At 67.5% G+C, this 13385-nt stretch carries 11 protein-coding genes; 5 read left to right on the top strand and 6 right to left on the bottom strand.

Translation table 11 applies throughout. From position 1 onward, the window contains the following. Positions 1–69 precede the first annotated feature (69 nt). Together FOC84_RS26305 and FOC84_RS26300 are read left to right on the top strand one after the other, a co-directional pair. Entirely contained in the window at positions 70–1467 is a 1398-nt protein-coding gene (locus FOC84_RS26305; protein ID WP_173147420.1) for an HdeD family acid-resistance protein, read from the top strand. 43 nt (positions 1468–1510) lie between these two features. Then, on the top strand, positions 1511–2560 hold the full coding sequence (locus FOC84_RS26300) for an Lnb N-terminal periplasmic domain-containing protein (RefSeq protein WP_173147418.1): 1050 nt from the start codon (positions 1511–1513) through the stop codon (positions 2558–2560). On the opposite strand, the gene FOC84_RS26295 is transcribed toward FOC84_RS26300, so the two are convergent. Together FOC84_RS26295 and FOC84_RS26290 are read right to left on the bottom strand one after the other, a co-directional pair. Continuing rightward, positions 2509–4104, bottom strand: a complete 1596-nt coding sequence (locus tag FOC84_RS26295; protein ID WP_173147416.1) for an FAD-dependent monooxygenase — start codon at positions 4102–4104, stop codon at positions 2509–2511. The genes FOC84_RS26300 and FOC84_RS26295 overlap by 52 nt on opposite strands. Before the next feature lie 159 nt (positions 4105–4263). Next, positions 4264–5169, bottom strand: coding sequence for a LysR family transcriptional regulator (locus FOC84_RS26290; RefSeq protein ID WP_173147414.1), 906 nt, complete (start codon positions 5167–5169; stop codon positions 4264–4266). Positions 5170–5281: 112 nt separating this feature from the next. On the opposite strand from FOC84_RS26290, the gene FOC84_RS26285 reads away from it, so the two are divergent. Genes FOC84_RS26285 through FOC84_RS26275 form a run of 3 tightly spaced genes read left to right on the top strand, consistent with a single transcriptional unit; the run spans position 5282 to position 8402 of the window. Continuing rightward, positions 5282–6964, top strand: coding sequence for an alkaline phosphatase family protein (locus FOC84_RS26285; RefSeq protein WP_173147412.1), 1683 nt, complete (start codon positions 5282–5284; stop codon positions 6962–6964). 10 nt (positions 6965–6974) lie between these two features. After that, a complete protein-coding gene (locus FOC84_RS26280; protein WP_173147411.1) occupies positions 6975–7427 on the top strand; it encodes a cupin domain-containing protein in 453 nt (150 codons plus the stop codon). A 3-nt stretch (positions 7428–7430) separates the two neighbouring features. Next, positions 7431–8402 (top strand): Bug family tripartite tricarboxylate transporter substrate binding protein, encoded by a 972-nt coding sequence (locus FOC84_RS26275; RefSeq protein WP_173147409.1) that lies wholly within the window; start codon positions 7431–7433, stop codon positions 8400–8402. A gap of 105 nt (positions 8403–8507) precedes the next feature. Here the strand turns inward: FOC84_RS26275 and FOC84_RS26270 are convergent, their stop codons facing one another. The 4 genes from FOC84_RS26270 to FOC84_RS26255 form a co-directional block, all read right to left on the bottom strand. After that, positions 8508–9806, bottom strand: coding sequence for an acyl-CoA thioesterase/bile acid-CoA:amino acid N-acyltransferase family protein (locus FOC84_RS26270; protein ID WP_173147407.1), 1299 nt, complete (start codon positions 9804–9806; stop codon positions 8508–8510). Between the two features lie 9 nt (positions 9807–9815). Beyond that, complete coding sequence (locus FOC84_RS26265) at positions 9816–10802, bottom strand: Bug family tripartite tricarboxylate transporter substrate binding protein (RefSeq protein ID WP_173147405.1); 987 nt, start codon at positions 10800–10802, stop codon at positions 9816–9818. A gap of 277 nt (positions 10803–11079) precedes the next feature. Next, positions 11080–11637 carry a DUF1415 domain-containing protein gene (locus FOC84_RS26260; RefSeq protein WP_173147403.1) on the bottom strand — a complete coding sequence of 186 codons (558 nt, stop codon included), beginning with the start codon at positions 11635–11637 and terminating at the stop codon, positions 11080–11082. Between the two features lie 68 nt (positions 11638–11705). Then, complete coding sequence (locus FOC84_RS26255; protein WP_173147401.1) at positions 11706–13178, bottom strand: M20 family metallopeptidase; 1473 nt, start codon at positions 13176–13178, stop codon at positions 11706–11708. Between the last annotated feature and the right edge of the window lie 207 nt (positions 13179–13385).

The following is a 13385-nucleotide window of genomic DNA, read 5'->3' as shown; positions in this document are numbered from 1 at the left end:
GTTAACTTGGTTAGCAAACCAAAATATCGAGCACCGTAACGGGGTCACGGGAGAGGAGAATCAAGCGCAATGGCTAATCTGGTTTTGCTGCTGCTGGGCGTGGACTATCTGCGCAAGCGCGCCCGCGGACTGTATGTCATCGGCGGCCTGCTCTTCATTACGGGCGTCACGCTGTTCATAGACGCGCTCGACAACGCCGTCTATTTCCCGCTGAATTTCTTCGCGGCCCTGCTGGTCATCGAAGGCCTGGCCACGCTGCTGATCGCCAAGTCCGGCGTGGGCGGCCAGCGGGTGCTGCGCTATGCCAAGGGCGCCATCGTGCTGACGGCGGGCATGCTGGTCCTGATCGGCCACCACCACGGGCACTTCGTGCTGTCCATGCTGTTCGGCCTGATGTTCCTGGTGGATGGCCTGATCCAGTGCACCGCCGCCTACGTGGTGCGCTACGAGCGCTGGCGCTATGTCTTCGCCTCGGGCGTGGCGGAAATCCTGCTGGCCATCTTCTTTTTCCAGCCCTACCCGACCCACTACGTCGGCACGGTGCCTTACTGCCTGGGCCTGTTCCTGGCGTTCTCGGGCCTGCGGCTGCTGTCGCTGGCGCGCCGCGTCCGCAACCTGGACTCCAACCCGGCGCTGGACGTCAATCCGCATCCGGACTTCATGCCGACGCGCGCCGACGCCCATGCGCAAAAGGTGTTCGATGGCCCGCCCCTGGAATCGGAGCGCGCGCTGACCGTGCACGTCTGGACGCCGTCGGGCTCGGCCAAGAACGAGACGCGCAACTATCCCGTGGTGAACCGCTACATCGCCGCGGTCGACATCAATGGGGTGGTGTCCACCGGCCACGCCGCGCTGGAATCGCCGGAAGGGGTGTACATCAGCCTGTATCCGGCCCAGGAGATCGACCACTCCCCGGAGCAATTCGGCACCCTGCTGCGCGCCACGGCCGAGAACAACGTGCCGGGCGTGTTCCAGCCCGACTACGCCACCGAATCCAAGGCCTGGACGCCGTCCACGATGCGGGTGCGCATCCGCAACTACGACGCGGCCAAGCTGCAGGCCTTCTGGGACGAGTACCGCAAGACCGCGATCTACAACCTGACGCACCGCAACTGCTCCAGCTCCGTGTCCAGCGCGCTGGAAGCGGCGCTGGACGGCGTGGTCGGCCGCCTACATGGCCCGGATGCCGGATGGCGCGTGCTGCTGCGCCTCTTGCTGACGCCGGAACTGTGGGTGGCGGCGCAGATCCGCAAGCGCGCGCTGACCATGGCCTGGACCCCGGGCCTGACGCTGGACTATGCGCGCGCGCTCAGCATGCTGGCCGACCCGCGGCCGTTCGGTTGGTGGAAGATGTCGCAGGACGCGCTGCGCCAGATCGCCCGCATGCGCGCCGGCTGGCGCAAGCAGGACCGCAAGGCGCTGGCCCGCAACGCGGAGCAAGCCGAATCCTCGCAAGGGGCGCAATGACTGCCGCGCGCGGGAACGGCCCCGCTACACGCATGCAAGCGCCATGATTCTGCAGATCGCGACCGGCGTGGCCATCATGGCCGGCGCCGCCTGGGGTGCGCCGGCGCTCTGGTTCCAATCTCCGTACACCGGCCGCGGGCGCGCCGTCCTGCCCGCAGCCTGGCTGGCGTTGGCAGCGGCCGCGCTGATCGGCCTGGCTATCGGACAGCCCCTGCCCGCATGGCTGTTCGGCGTCCTGCTGCTGGCGCTGTTGGCCTGGTGGTGGCTGGGCGTGCGACCGTCGAACGAGCGCCAATGGATGCCGGAGGTGGCGCGCCAGACGCAGGGCTCGGTCGAGGGCGATGTCGTCACCCTGCGCAACGTACGCAACTTCGACTGGCGTTCGCGCACTGACTACGACATACGCTGGGAGACCCGCAGCTACGACCTGTCACGCCTGGAATCGGTGGACCTGGCGCTGTCCTATTGGGGCCGGCCCGCCATCGCGCACGCCTTGGTGTCGTTCGGCTTCGGGGACGGCCAGTACGTGGTGTTCTCGGTGGAGATCCGCCGCAAGCTGCACGACGTGTTCTCGGAGATCGGCGGTTTCTTCCGCCAGTACGAGCTGTCGGTGCTGGCCTCGACCGAGGAGGACAGCCTGCGCGTGCGCACCAATGTGCGCGGCGAGGAAGGCTATCTGTACCGCGTGCACATGCCGGAAGGCGCGGCCCGCAAGCTGTTCCTGGCCTATGTGGAAACCGCCACCCGGCTGGCGCAGAAGCCGCGCTTCTACAACACGCTGACGGGCAACTGCACCACCATCGTGTATCGGCTGGCCGACCAGATCGTGCCAGGACTGCCGCTGGATTACCGCGTGCTGTTTTCGGGCTATCTGCCCGAGTACCTGTACCGCCTGGACGCACTCGTAGGCGCGGACAGTCCGCTAGCGTATCGGCAGGCTGGGCATTACACGCAACGCGCCCGCGCCACCGTGGACGCGGCCGAATTCTCGCGCAACATCCGCCGCGGCGTGCCAGGCGTGCCGCAGGCGCCCGTCCTCGCTCAGGATGCCAGGGCCATGCCCGGCGCAGGCGCGCGCAGCAGCTCCACGTAAGCCCCCAAGGTCTCCACGTGGCGTTCTTCCGCGCGCAGCCCGACATGGCCGTCCGCCCTGACGGCCAGCACCAGGATATGCCGCACGCCTAGCCTCCCGGCCACCGAGAGATCCAGATAGCCGTCGACGCCGTCCATGTCCGCATTCGCCGTCAAGGCGACCACGGCTTCAATGATGGCGCCGTCGGATAGCGGCTCGATTGCGGCGCGGACCTGAGCGAGCATATCCGCGGACGTCCGCGGACCGCCCAGGATGAAGACCGTGTGGCCCTTGCGGTGGGTGCGCTCGTGCAACATCCCCGCGCCGCCCGCCGCAAGGCGGATCGGGATCTGGTCCGGCAGCCGCTGGCCCGGCGAAACCGGGTCGTGCCGGTCTCCCATGACGATGGGCGAATCGCGGTAGTCGATGTCCAGCTCCGCCTCGGCCACCGCCTCGTGATGCTGCGAGGCGCCGTCCTCGAAGGCTTTGCGGATGGCGGCATTGCGCTCGCGCAGCACGTCCGGGTCCGTGGCCAACTGAGCGCCTTCAGCTTCGTCGCCCGATGCCAGCACGCGCTGCGCGGCCGGCCGGCGCTCTGCCTGGTAGCTGTCAAGCAGACTATCCGAGCACTGCCCGCCGCAGACCAGCGCGAGTTTCCAGGCCAGGTTGACGGCGTCATGCAGGCCGCTATTCATGCCATGGCCCTGGGCCGGACTGCAGGTATGCGCGGCGTCTCCGGCCAACAGGACGCGGCCGGCCCGGAATTGCCGCGCGACCTTGGTGTAGCAATGGAAGCGCGCCGGATGGGCCACGTCCTCGAAGTTGGCCTCGGGCAGATAGCGCCGCAGCGTGGACAAGGCATCGGCCACCAGATCGGAGTCTTCGGCGCTGGGCCGCAGATACACGCGCCAGCGCTGGCCTGGCAGCGCCGTCAGGATCACCGGGATCCGGTCCAGGTAGGCGTAGTTGGCCTCGAAGATCTCGGGCCAGCCGCTGATCGCCGCGTCGAACACGGCCCAAGGCTGGCTGATGTCGTGGCCGTCCTGCTCGATGCCGGTCAGCTCGCGCACCGTGCTGTGGTGGCCGTCGCAGCCTATCACCCAGTCGGCCAGCACTTCGATATTGCCGTCCGGCTGTTCGATCCTCGCCAGCATGCCGTCCGGCCGTTCCTGCAGGTCCACCAGCTTGCTGGCCCGCTGCACGCCGCCGCCATGGCTGGCCAGATAGTCGGCGAGGATGGACTCGGTGACCTCTTCCGAAATCCCGATGTTGTAGGGGTAGCGGCTGCCGCAAAGGTTCAGATCGATCTCGCCCAGCACCTTGCCGTCGGCATGGATGCGCGCGCCGCGCTGCTTCACGCCCGCGGCCAGCAGCGGCTCGACGATGCCCAGCGAGTCGAAGATCTCCAGCGAGCGGGGGTGGACCACCGTTGCGCGGTCCCACTCCAACGGCCGCTCGTGCGCGTCGATCAACAAGCATTGCACGCCGCGCCGTTGCAGCTCGGCGGCGGTCAGCAGGCCCGCCGGACCGGCGCCAACCACCAGGACTGTCGTTGCAATCACCATGATGTCGCCTCGCGGAATTTCGAGGCGGCGTGGATTGCGCCTCGGCAGGAATCCAAAAAAATAAGACCGCGCATCGCTTACCGTCAAAGATATTGAGGCTTACGCCGCTGGCATGACGCCGCGGACTGTTCTCAACCTTTTGGACCGATCCCTAGCGGCTCATGGGTGGCCGGCCAGCTGCGCGGCCTCGCCCAGCAGCGCGTCCAGCAGGCGGCGCGCCGGCACGGTCAACGGCGCATCGGCGCGGTGCGTTACGTGGATGACGGTCTTGGGCAAGGGATCGGCGATGGCCAGCCGCAGCAGCCCCAGCGCCGGGCCGTAACGGTCCAGGAACCCCTGCGGCATGATGCCGATCAGGTCCAGCTGCGGCATCAGCGCCAGCAGCGTGGAGAAGGACTCGCATTCGAGCTGCAGATGCAGCGCGCGCGCCTGCGCTTCGTTGGCATACAGTGCCCGCGGGTCGCCCGGCCCCTGCGCCGGCCCGGTCAGCACCCAGGCGGCTTCGGCCAGCTCGCTCAGGCGCCGGGCGCCTGCCAGCGGATGCGACGCCCGCGCGACGATGACCGACTGGCTTTCGAACAGCGGCTGCACGGCCAGGTCGCCGCCGCCGCCCGCGACGGGCAGCGGCCCCAGCGCCATGTCCAGCTCGCCCGAACGGATGCGCTCCAGCGCCTGCGGATACAGCGTGTCACGCACCCGCAGCCGCACCTGCGGCCAGCGCGCGCCGTAGCGCGCCACCGCGCCCGGCGCCAGCAGGATCGCGGCGGCGGGCGACACGCCCAGCGTCACCTGGGCCTCGGCGCCGCGCAGATGCCAGGCCAGATCTTCGCGGGCCTTTTCGATTTCGCGCATGACGACCGCGGCGCGCGCCGCGAGGATCTCGCCGGCCTGCGCCAGCCGCACGCCCTTGGGCGTGCGCACCACGAGTTCGGCGCCGACCTCTTCCTCCAGCTGGCGCAGCGACTTGGTCAGCGCCGGCTGCGACACGTTCAGCACCTGCGCCGCGGCGCGCATGCTGCCGGTCCGGGCCAGGGTGAGCAACAGGTTCAGATGCTGGAGTCGCAAGCCGCCTCTCCGGCCGATTACCTGGAGTAATCGACATCAAAACAATTCAAGGGATGCGCGCGCAGGCCGTCGATAGAATTCCTGCATGCCCCATCGGAGCAAGGAGCCTAGCATGACCCGAGGCGTGAAGAACATTCTCTTCATCATGTGCGACCAACTGCGCTACGACCATCTTTCCTGTTTTGGGCACCCCACGCTGAAAACGCCGAATCTGGATGCGCTGGCGGCGCGCGGCATGATCTTCGACCGGGCCTACGTGCAGTCGCCCGTTTGCGGCCCGTCGCGCATGAGCTACTACACGGGGCGTTATGTGCACGCGCACGGCGCCAGCTGGAATTTCGTGCCGCTTAAGGCCGGCGAAATGACCATAGGCGACCATCTGCGGCCGCTGGGCCTGCGTTCCGTGCTGGTGGGCAAGACCCACATGCGCGCCGACATGGCCGGCATGTCGCGGTTGGGCATAGACCCGGCCTCCGTCATCGGCCGCCGCATCGCCGAATGCGGCTTCGACGCCTATGAGCGCGACGACGGCATCCACCCGTATTCGGGCCACGACCCGGACCCGCGCTACAACGACTATCTGCGCGCGCAGGGCTACGGCGGCGACAACCCCTGGGAAAGCTGGGCCAATTCCGCCCTGGACGCGGACGGCGCGGTGCGCTCGGGCTGGTTCCTGAAGTATTCCAACCTGCCCGCGCGCGTGCCCGACGAGCACTCGGAAACGCCCTACATTACACGCCGCGCGATGGACTTCATCAGCGAGGCCGGCGAGCAGCCTTGGTGCCTGCACCTGTCCTACATCAAGCCGCACTGGCCCTATCTGGCGCCGGCGCCCTATGCCGGCATGTACAGCGCCCAGGACGCGCTGCCGGTGGTGCGATCGGAGGCCGAACGCGCCGAGCCGCATCCGGTGTACGCGGCGATGATGCAGCATCGCGTGTCGGCAACCTTCTCCGAACCCGGCGTGCGCGAGGCGGTCATGCCGGGCTACATGGGGCTGATCAAACAGATCGACGACCAGCTCGGCGTGCTGTTCCGCTTCATGGAGGCGCGCGGCCTGTTCGACAACACCATGATCGTGTTCACCTCCGATCACGGCGACTATCTGGGCGACCACTGGATGGGAGAAAAGGACCTGTTCCACGAGCCGGTCATCCGCTCGCCGCTGATCGTCTACGACCCGGATCCGCGCGCCGACGCGGCACGCGGCACGCGCTGCGCGGCCCTGGTCGAAGCGATAGACCTGGCACCGACCTTCCTGGAGGCCTGCGGCGGTGTGCCGGTGCCGCACATCATGGACGGCCGGTCGCTGCGACCGCTGCTGTTCGGCCAGACGCCGCCGGACTGGCGCGACCACGTCATCTGCGAATACGACTACGCCTTCCAGGATTCGCGCATCACGCTGGGCACGCCGGCGCGCCAGGCCTGGCTGCGCATGGTGCGCGACGACCGCTGGAAGTACGTGCTGGCGGAAGGCTACCGGCCGATGCTGTACGACCTGCAGGAAGACCCCCACGAGTTCGTCGACCTGGGCGCTTCGCCCGCGCACGAGGTGGTGCGCAAGCGCATGGAGGACATGCTATTCCGCTGGGCCCGCCAGCCGCGCCAGCGCAACACCGTGGCCGATGGCACCATCGAATCCACCGAGGTGCAGCCACGCATTTCTGAAGGCGGCATCCTGATCGGCTATTGGGACGAAGCCGACCTGGCCCGCGCCAGGCAGACGTTCAAGCCCCGTTACGCTTCATCCAACCCGCTCGTGAAGCCGACGCTGGATCGGCTGTCGCAATCCTGAGGAGTGCAGCATGATTCTCGAAACCCCCGACATCACCCGCGCCCAGGCCGGCCTGGACGGCGTCTCCTGGAACATCCTGGGCCAGGTGTACGTGCCCAAGCAGATCAGCCTGGACAGCATTTCCTGGCACGCCACTTTTCCGGTGGAGACTTTCGTGCCGCCGCACGTGCATCCGAACCAGGACGAGTACATCTTCGTGCTAGCCGGCCGCATCGACCTGCTGCTGGACGGCAAGAAAGCCTCGGCCGGCCCCGGCGACCTGGTGCGCATGCCTCGCGGCGTGCCGCATGCCTTCTTCAACAATTCCGGCGTTCCTGCCACCGCGCTGTTCTGGGCCGCCCCCGCGGGCAAGCTGCTGGCGCTTTACCGCCGCATCCACAACATGTCGAGTCCTGCGGAGGTAGTGGCAGTGGCGCCGGAGTATGACGTGATCTTCATGCCGCCTGTTTCGTCCGTGGCCTGAGCCATGCGCCGCCGCACGCTACTCAAGGGCCTGTCCGGGGCCCTCGCCTGTACCCTGCCGTGGTCCACGCGGGCCGCCTACCCGGACAAACCGCTGCGCATCATCGTGCCGCTGCCGGCGGCCAGCCCCGCCGACGTGCTGGCGCGTGTGCTGGCCGAAAGGCTGCAGCGCCTCTGGGGACAACCGGTGGTGGTGGAAAACCGACCGGGCGCAACCGGCATGATAGGCCTGGACGCGGTCGCTCGCGCCGCGCCCGATGGTTATACCGTGGGCATCATGTTCCTGAGTCACACGGTGCTGCCGGCGCTGTTCGGCAAGGTGTCCTACCGTACCGACGGCGATTTCGCGCCGATCGCCAACCTGGTCTGGCTGTACAACGTCCTGATGGTCGCGCCTGGCAGCGACATTACCGACGTGCGCAGCCTGGTCGAGCAGGCAAAGCGCCAGCCCGGCAAGCTCAGCTATGGTTCGGGCGGCAATGGGTCGCCCGCCCATTTGCTGGGCGCAGCCTTCTGCCAAGCGGCGGGCATAGACATGCTGCACGTCCCGTACAAGGGTCCCGCCGAAGCCGTGCAGGCACTCATGGGCGGCTATGTCCAGACCATGTTCGCCACGGCGTCCATCGCCGTGCCGCTGGCGCAATCCGGCAAGCTGCGCGCCCTGGCGGTCACGCGCGACGGCGGCATGGGCGCCCTGCCGGGGATTCCCACGCTGGCCGAAGCCGGCGTGCCCGCGTACAACCTGAAGGAATGGGAGGGCGTCGTCGCGCCCGCCGGCACGCCGGCGGATCTGATCGCCAAGTGGAACGGCGCCATGACGACCATCCTGGCCGAACCCCAGGTCCGCGAAAAGCTCGCCGGCCTGGGCATGGAAGCCGCGGATGCCAACACCCCGACGGCGTTCGCGGGGCTGATACGGGGCGAACTGCAGCGCTGGTCGGCGTTCGTATCGGAACAGAAGCTGCGCAACGGGTAGCCGCCGCGCCCGCGGGGCAGGCCTGCCCGGCCGCTCGCCTGCCCGCATTCCTGCCGCGTTGCCAGACCGTCTGCCAGACGCGTTCCGGCCCGCTTGCATGGCCGTTTATCGGGTCGCGCCCCCCACTCTCCCCAAGAAATCCAGCACCGCCAGATAGGATCCTTCATTCCCCGCCGCGTTCGCGCTGGGCGTTCCGCCCGCGTCCAGCAGCAGGCCGGACATCGCGTGCGGCTTGCTGATCAGCGTGGCGGGCAGGCAGGGATAGTGCACGTGGTGGCCGGCGCCCATGCAGACGTGGTGAAAGGTCGGCAGACCATGTTCCTGGCGCCGGCGCATGACGATTTCCGAATAGGCGGTGCTGGGCCAGAAGCCGTCATCGGAAGCGCTGACCAGCATGACCGGGCCGGGATAGTTCTCGACCGGGATGCGGGCGCGCTCGAACGCGGCGCTGTCGCGCGTGGCGCTGAGGAAGGCATGCGTCTGGCGGTATGGCGGCTGCGAAGCATAGGCCGCGTCCCAGTTGGCGCTGGCGTTGTCTTGCCACAGATGCGGCAGCGGTTCGCCGGCCTTGGTCCAGACTTGTGCGTCGCGGCCGGTGCCGGGCGCGCCGGCGCTGACGACGCCATGCATGACGGGCGACGGCACGTAGGCAACCACCGCGCTGACCAGATCCGGATAGTGCGAAGCCACCAGCAGCGAGGTCTCCCCGCCGCGGCTGATGCCGGACAGGGCCACGAAGCCATCGCGCGGCGCCAGTTCGGCGCGGGCCCAGCGCAGCGCATGCGCGAAGTATTCCAGCGGCATGTCGTTCAGGTACTTGGGACGGCCCTCGTAGTTGAAGATGGCCAGCGCCAGGCACTGGTAGCCGCGGGACGCGAACAGCGCGGCGCGCGGCGCGTTGACGCCGCCGGACGATCCGTTCATATAGATCACCAGCGGGTGCGGGCCGGGGCCGGCGGGCGTGTAGAGCTCGCCCGACAGCGTCATGCCGTCAACCGGTACACGCACGGCGCGGTGGGTCACGCCTTCGGCCAGGAATTCCTGCACCAGGGTCGCCGTGGCCGTCTGGCGTCCGTCGCTGGCTTCGAGGTGGATGGTGAGCGGTTCGGTCCGGTCCGGCGGGAACACCACGCCGGCGATGTCCTCGCAGGCCATGGACCAGACGATGCCCATGGCCGACGGTTCGGCGTAGCTGCCAGACACCGGGCAATCGCGGGCGAGGTCCAGGCTGCCGTCGTGGCCCGCCACGAACATGGCTTGCGAGCGCCAGGGCGCGCCGCACATCGTCATGCTGGCCGTGACGGTGATGAAGGCGTAGGCCGGAAAGCCGCCGATGCGGATCTCGCGCGTCACATCGATCAGGGCGACTTCCGGGGTGACGGTGATGCTGGGTTGTTCTGCCACGGTGGCTCCTTAGCTCTTCAGGTCGGTCTTGGGCACGCCGTTGGCCTTGATGACCTGGGCCCACATGGCGGATTCATCGGCGATCACCTTGTCCAGGTCGGCCGAGGACGTGAACTCCACGGTCACGCCCTGATCCGCGAATTGCTGCACCAGGCTGGGATCGCGCGTGCCTTCGCGCACGGCGTTCTCCAGCGCCGCGACCACCGGAGCCGGCATGGCGGCTGGACCCGAGATCATCATGCGGGTATAGAGCTCGAAGCCGTCCACGCCCGCTTCCTTCATGGTGGGCACGTCCGGCAGGCTGGACAGGCGCTTGTCGGAGGTGACCGCCAGCACCTGCAGCTTGCCCGACTTGATGTTGGGCAACGCGGAAGTCGGGAAGTCGAAGGTGCTTTGCACCGTGCCCGCCATCAGGTCCAGCAGCGCGGGACCGCTGCCCTTGTAGGGCACGTCCTGGAACTGCGTGCCGGTCTTGGACTGGAAATGCAGCAGCGCCAGATGATTGATCACGCCGCGTCCCGCGTGCGCGCAAGTGATGTCGCCGGGTTTTTTCTTGGCCAGCGCGACGAACTCCTGCACGTTCTTCACCCCCAGATCGGGATGCACGATCAGCAGCATCGGCGACTTGCCCATGGAGCCCAGTTGCTTGAAGTCCGAGGGCTGGTAAGGCAGGTTGTTGTAGAGCAAAGGGTTCAGGATCATGCCGTTGGTGCCGGCGAACCCCAGCGTGTAGCCGTCGGGCTCGGCGCGCGCCACCGCCACGGTGGCGATGATGGCCTGGCCGCCGGGGCGGTTTTCCACCACCACGCTCTGCTTGAGCGTCTTGCCCATGCGCTCGGCCAAGGCGCGCGCCGCGATATCGGTCAGCCCGCCAGGGGCAAAGCCCACCAGCAGGCGCACGGGACGGGTCGGGAAGGTGTTCTGGGCCCAGGCGGGGCGCGAGATCAGGGGCAGCGCGGCAAGCGCGCCCAGGGCATGGCGGCGGGTAAATCGCATACAACTCTCCAGGCAAGGACAACGCCCCCGCGCCCGGGAGAGGCCGCGGGGCAAAGCAATCGAAGGGAAAGAATGCGTGGACCGCCCACCTTACGGCGAGCTGTCACGGCGTCAGTATGTTGTATGCAATACCGCGGACGGGCTATCTAGGGATATCCCGATGCTCACCGGGAGAAAGCGCGCCTTGTATTCCGCATTGTGGTATTTGGTATGCGATCCGATCAACGACTCGGATCGACCGGCCATCCCGCCAGATGTCTGTTTGCAGAACAGGGCATCAAGCCTTGGTCATCAGCTTCTTCCACCCTTCCAGGCCCAGCCGCTTCATCGTGTCGATGTTCTTCTCGTAGATCTCGGCGGCGTCCGGGAAGGACTCCACCGCGCGGTCGATGCTGTCTTCGCGCAGCAGATGCAGGATGGGGTACGGCGAACGGTTGGTGTAGTTCTCGATGTCGTCCGGCTGCGTGTCGGCGAACTGGAACTGCGGATGGAAGGTGGCCACCTGCAGCTCGCCCACCAGGCGCATGCGCTTGAGCAGGCGCTCCGACAGCTCTTCGAAGTCGTTGAAGTCCATGAAATCGTCGAGCGCGTCCGGGATGATCAGCAGCGTGGTGTCGATTTTTTCCGGATCGGTTTCGGCCAGCAGCGCCAGCTCGTCCTGCAGATCCGTCAGGACGCCTTCCGCGTCGGTGGCGTCGCTGACGGCAAAGCGGATCTGGTCCTTGACCTGCACCGCTTTGGCGAAAGGACAGAGGTTCAGGCCGATGACGGCCTGGTTCAGCCAATGTTTGGTCTCTGCAACCACGTTGGCGTAGGCGTCGGAAGTGGAAATCATGGGGTCCGTCCTGGAAAAAAGAAAAGCGCGGGCGTTGCGGCCCGCGCCTTGAACAGCGTCGCCGCCGCTTACGCGGTCGGCATGGCCGCCATGGTCTGGGCCACGGCCGCGGTCAGTTTCTTGCCGTAGGGCACATGCAGGAATTCATTGGGGCCGTGGGCGTTGGACTTGGGGCCCAACACGCCGCAGACCATGAACTGGGCCTTGGGAAAGCCCTTCTGCAGAATGCTCATCAGCGGAATGGTGCCGCCCTGGCCGATGTAGCCGCAGGACGCGCCGTAGTACTGCTGCGAGGCCGCGTCCAACGCCTGGGTCAGCCAGGGCGCGGAGGCCGGGGCGTTCCAGCCAGTGGCGGCGCCTTCGTTGGCCTTGAACAGCACCTTGGCGTTATAGGGCGCGTCGGCTTCCAGCAGGGCCTTGATCTCTTGCGAGGCGGCCACGGCGTCGATCAGCGGCGGCAGGCGCAGCGACAGCTTGAAGGCGGTGCGCGGGCGCAGCACATTGCCGGCGCTGGACAGCGGCGGCAGGCCCTCGGCGCCGGTCACGGACAGCGTCGGACGCCAGGTGCGGTTCAGCAGGGCCTGTTCGGGTTCGGTCGTCATGGGCAGCACAAAGCCGCCGTCGGCGCCGCAGCTCCAGGGGAATCGGCGCCAGACTTCGTCGCCCAGGATGCGCGCGGTGGCGTGCACTTGTTCGACGCGGTCGGCGGGGATCTCGCAATGCAGGCTTTGCGGCAGCAGGCGGCCGGTGCCGCTGTCTTCGAGGCGGTCCAGCAGATGGCGCAGGATGCGGAACGAGGACGGCACCACGCCGCTGGAGTCGCCCGAGTGCACGCCTTCGTCCAGCACCTGCACTTCCAGCGTGCCGGACACCATGCCGCGCAGCGAGGTCGTCATCCAGAGCTGGTCGTAGTTGCCGGCGCCCGAGTCCAGGCACACCACCAGGGCCACGTTGCCCAGGCGGTCGCGCAGCGCGTCCACATAGGGCAGCAGGTCGTAGCTGCCGGATTCCTCACAGGTTTCGACAATGCCCACGCAGCGCGGACGCGGAATGCCCTGCTTGTCCAGCGCCATGATGGCGGTCAGCGAGGCGTACACGGCGTAGCCATCGTCGGCGCCGCCGCGGCCATAGAGCTTGCCGTCTTCGAGCTTGGGGGTCCAGGGGCCCAGGCCTGCGCGCCAGCCGGAGAATTCGGGTTGCTTGTCCAGGTGGCCGTACAGCAGCACGGTGTCGCCGTTGTCGCTGCGGGTGGCGGGCGCGTCAAAGAAGATGACGGGCGTGCGGCCCGGCAGGCGCACCACTTCCAGCTTCAGGCCCGAGACCTTCTGCGCCTCGACCCACTGCGCGGCGTCGCGCACCACGCGTTCGATGAACGCGTTCTTTTCCCAGTCCGCGTCGAACGCCGGGCTCTTGGCCGGGATGGCGATGTAGTCGGTCAGCGCCGGGATGATCTCGTTGTCCCATTTTTCGTCAACGAAAGCTTGCAGGGCCTTCGGGTCCAGGGTGGGAGGAAGAGCGTCTTCGGGGATGCGTGCGTTCATGGCGCGGGATCCTGTGTGCGGAGAGGGGGTAGGCAATCCGCTATTTTATGCCTGCGCGGCGCGGCTGGCACCTTTTGTCCCTGATTGTTGCCGCTTCCGGGAAATGGTGCCGCCTACCCCGCCCGTTCCCATGACGACAAAGCCCCCAGACGCGACGCGCTGGGGGCTTGCGGTGGGTTCATGGCCGGCCATCCGCGGCCGGCCGCG

This window comes from Achromobacter pestifer (assembly GCF_013267355.1).
GTDB lineage: Bacteria > Pseudomonadota > Gammaproteobacteria > Burkholderiales > Burkholderiaceae_B > Achromobacter > Achromobacter pestifer_A.
The sequence above is the reverse complement of the archived record's forward strand: the minus strand, read 5'-3'. Positions and strand labels throughout refer to the sequence as shown.

Excerpts from the sequence above, each read along its gene's own strand:
- FOC84_RS26285 (WP_173147412.1), top strand. The coding sequence starts at position 5,282 with ATGACCCGAGGCGTGAAGAACATTCTCTTCATCATGTGCGACCAACTG.
- FOC84_RS26295 (WP_173147416.1), bottom strand. The coding sequence starts at position 4,104 with ATGGTGATTGCAACGACAGTCCTGGTGGTTGGCGCCGGTCCGGCGGGC.
- FOC84_RS26265 (WP_173147405.1), bottom strand. The coding sequence starts at position 10,802 with ATGCGATTTACCCGCCGCCATGCCCTGGGCGCGCTTGCCGCGCTGCCC.
- FOC84_RS26260 (WP_173147403.1), bottom strand. The coding sequence starts at position 11,637 with ATGATTTCCACTTCCGACGCCTACGCCAACGTGGTTGCAGAGACCAAA.
- FOC84_RS26305 (WP_173147420.1), top strand. The coding sequence starts at position 70 with ATGGCTAATCTGGTTTTGCTGCTGCTGGGCGTGGACTATCTGCGCAAG.
- FOC84_RS26280 (WP_173147411.1), top strand. The coding sequence starts at position 6,975 with ATGATTCTCGAAACCCCCGACATCACCCGCGCCCAGGCCGGCCTGGAC.
- FOC84_RS26255 (WP_173147401.1), bottom strand. The coding sequence starts at position 13,178 with ATGAACGCACGCATCCCCGAAGACGCTCTTCCTCCCACCCTGGACCCG.
- FOC84_RS26275 (WP_173147409.1), top strand. The coding sequence starts at position 7,431 with ATGCGCCGCCGCACGCTACTCAAGGGCCTGTCCGGGGCCCTCGCCTGT.
- FOC84_RS26300 (WP_173147418.1), top strand. The coding sequence starts at position 1,511 with ATGATTCTGCAGATCGCGACCGGCGTGGCCATCATGGCCGGCGCCGCC.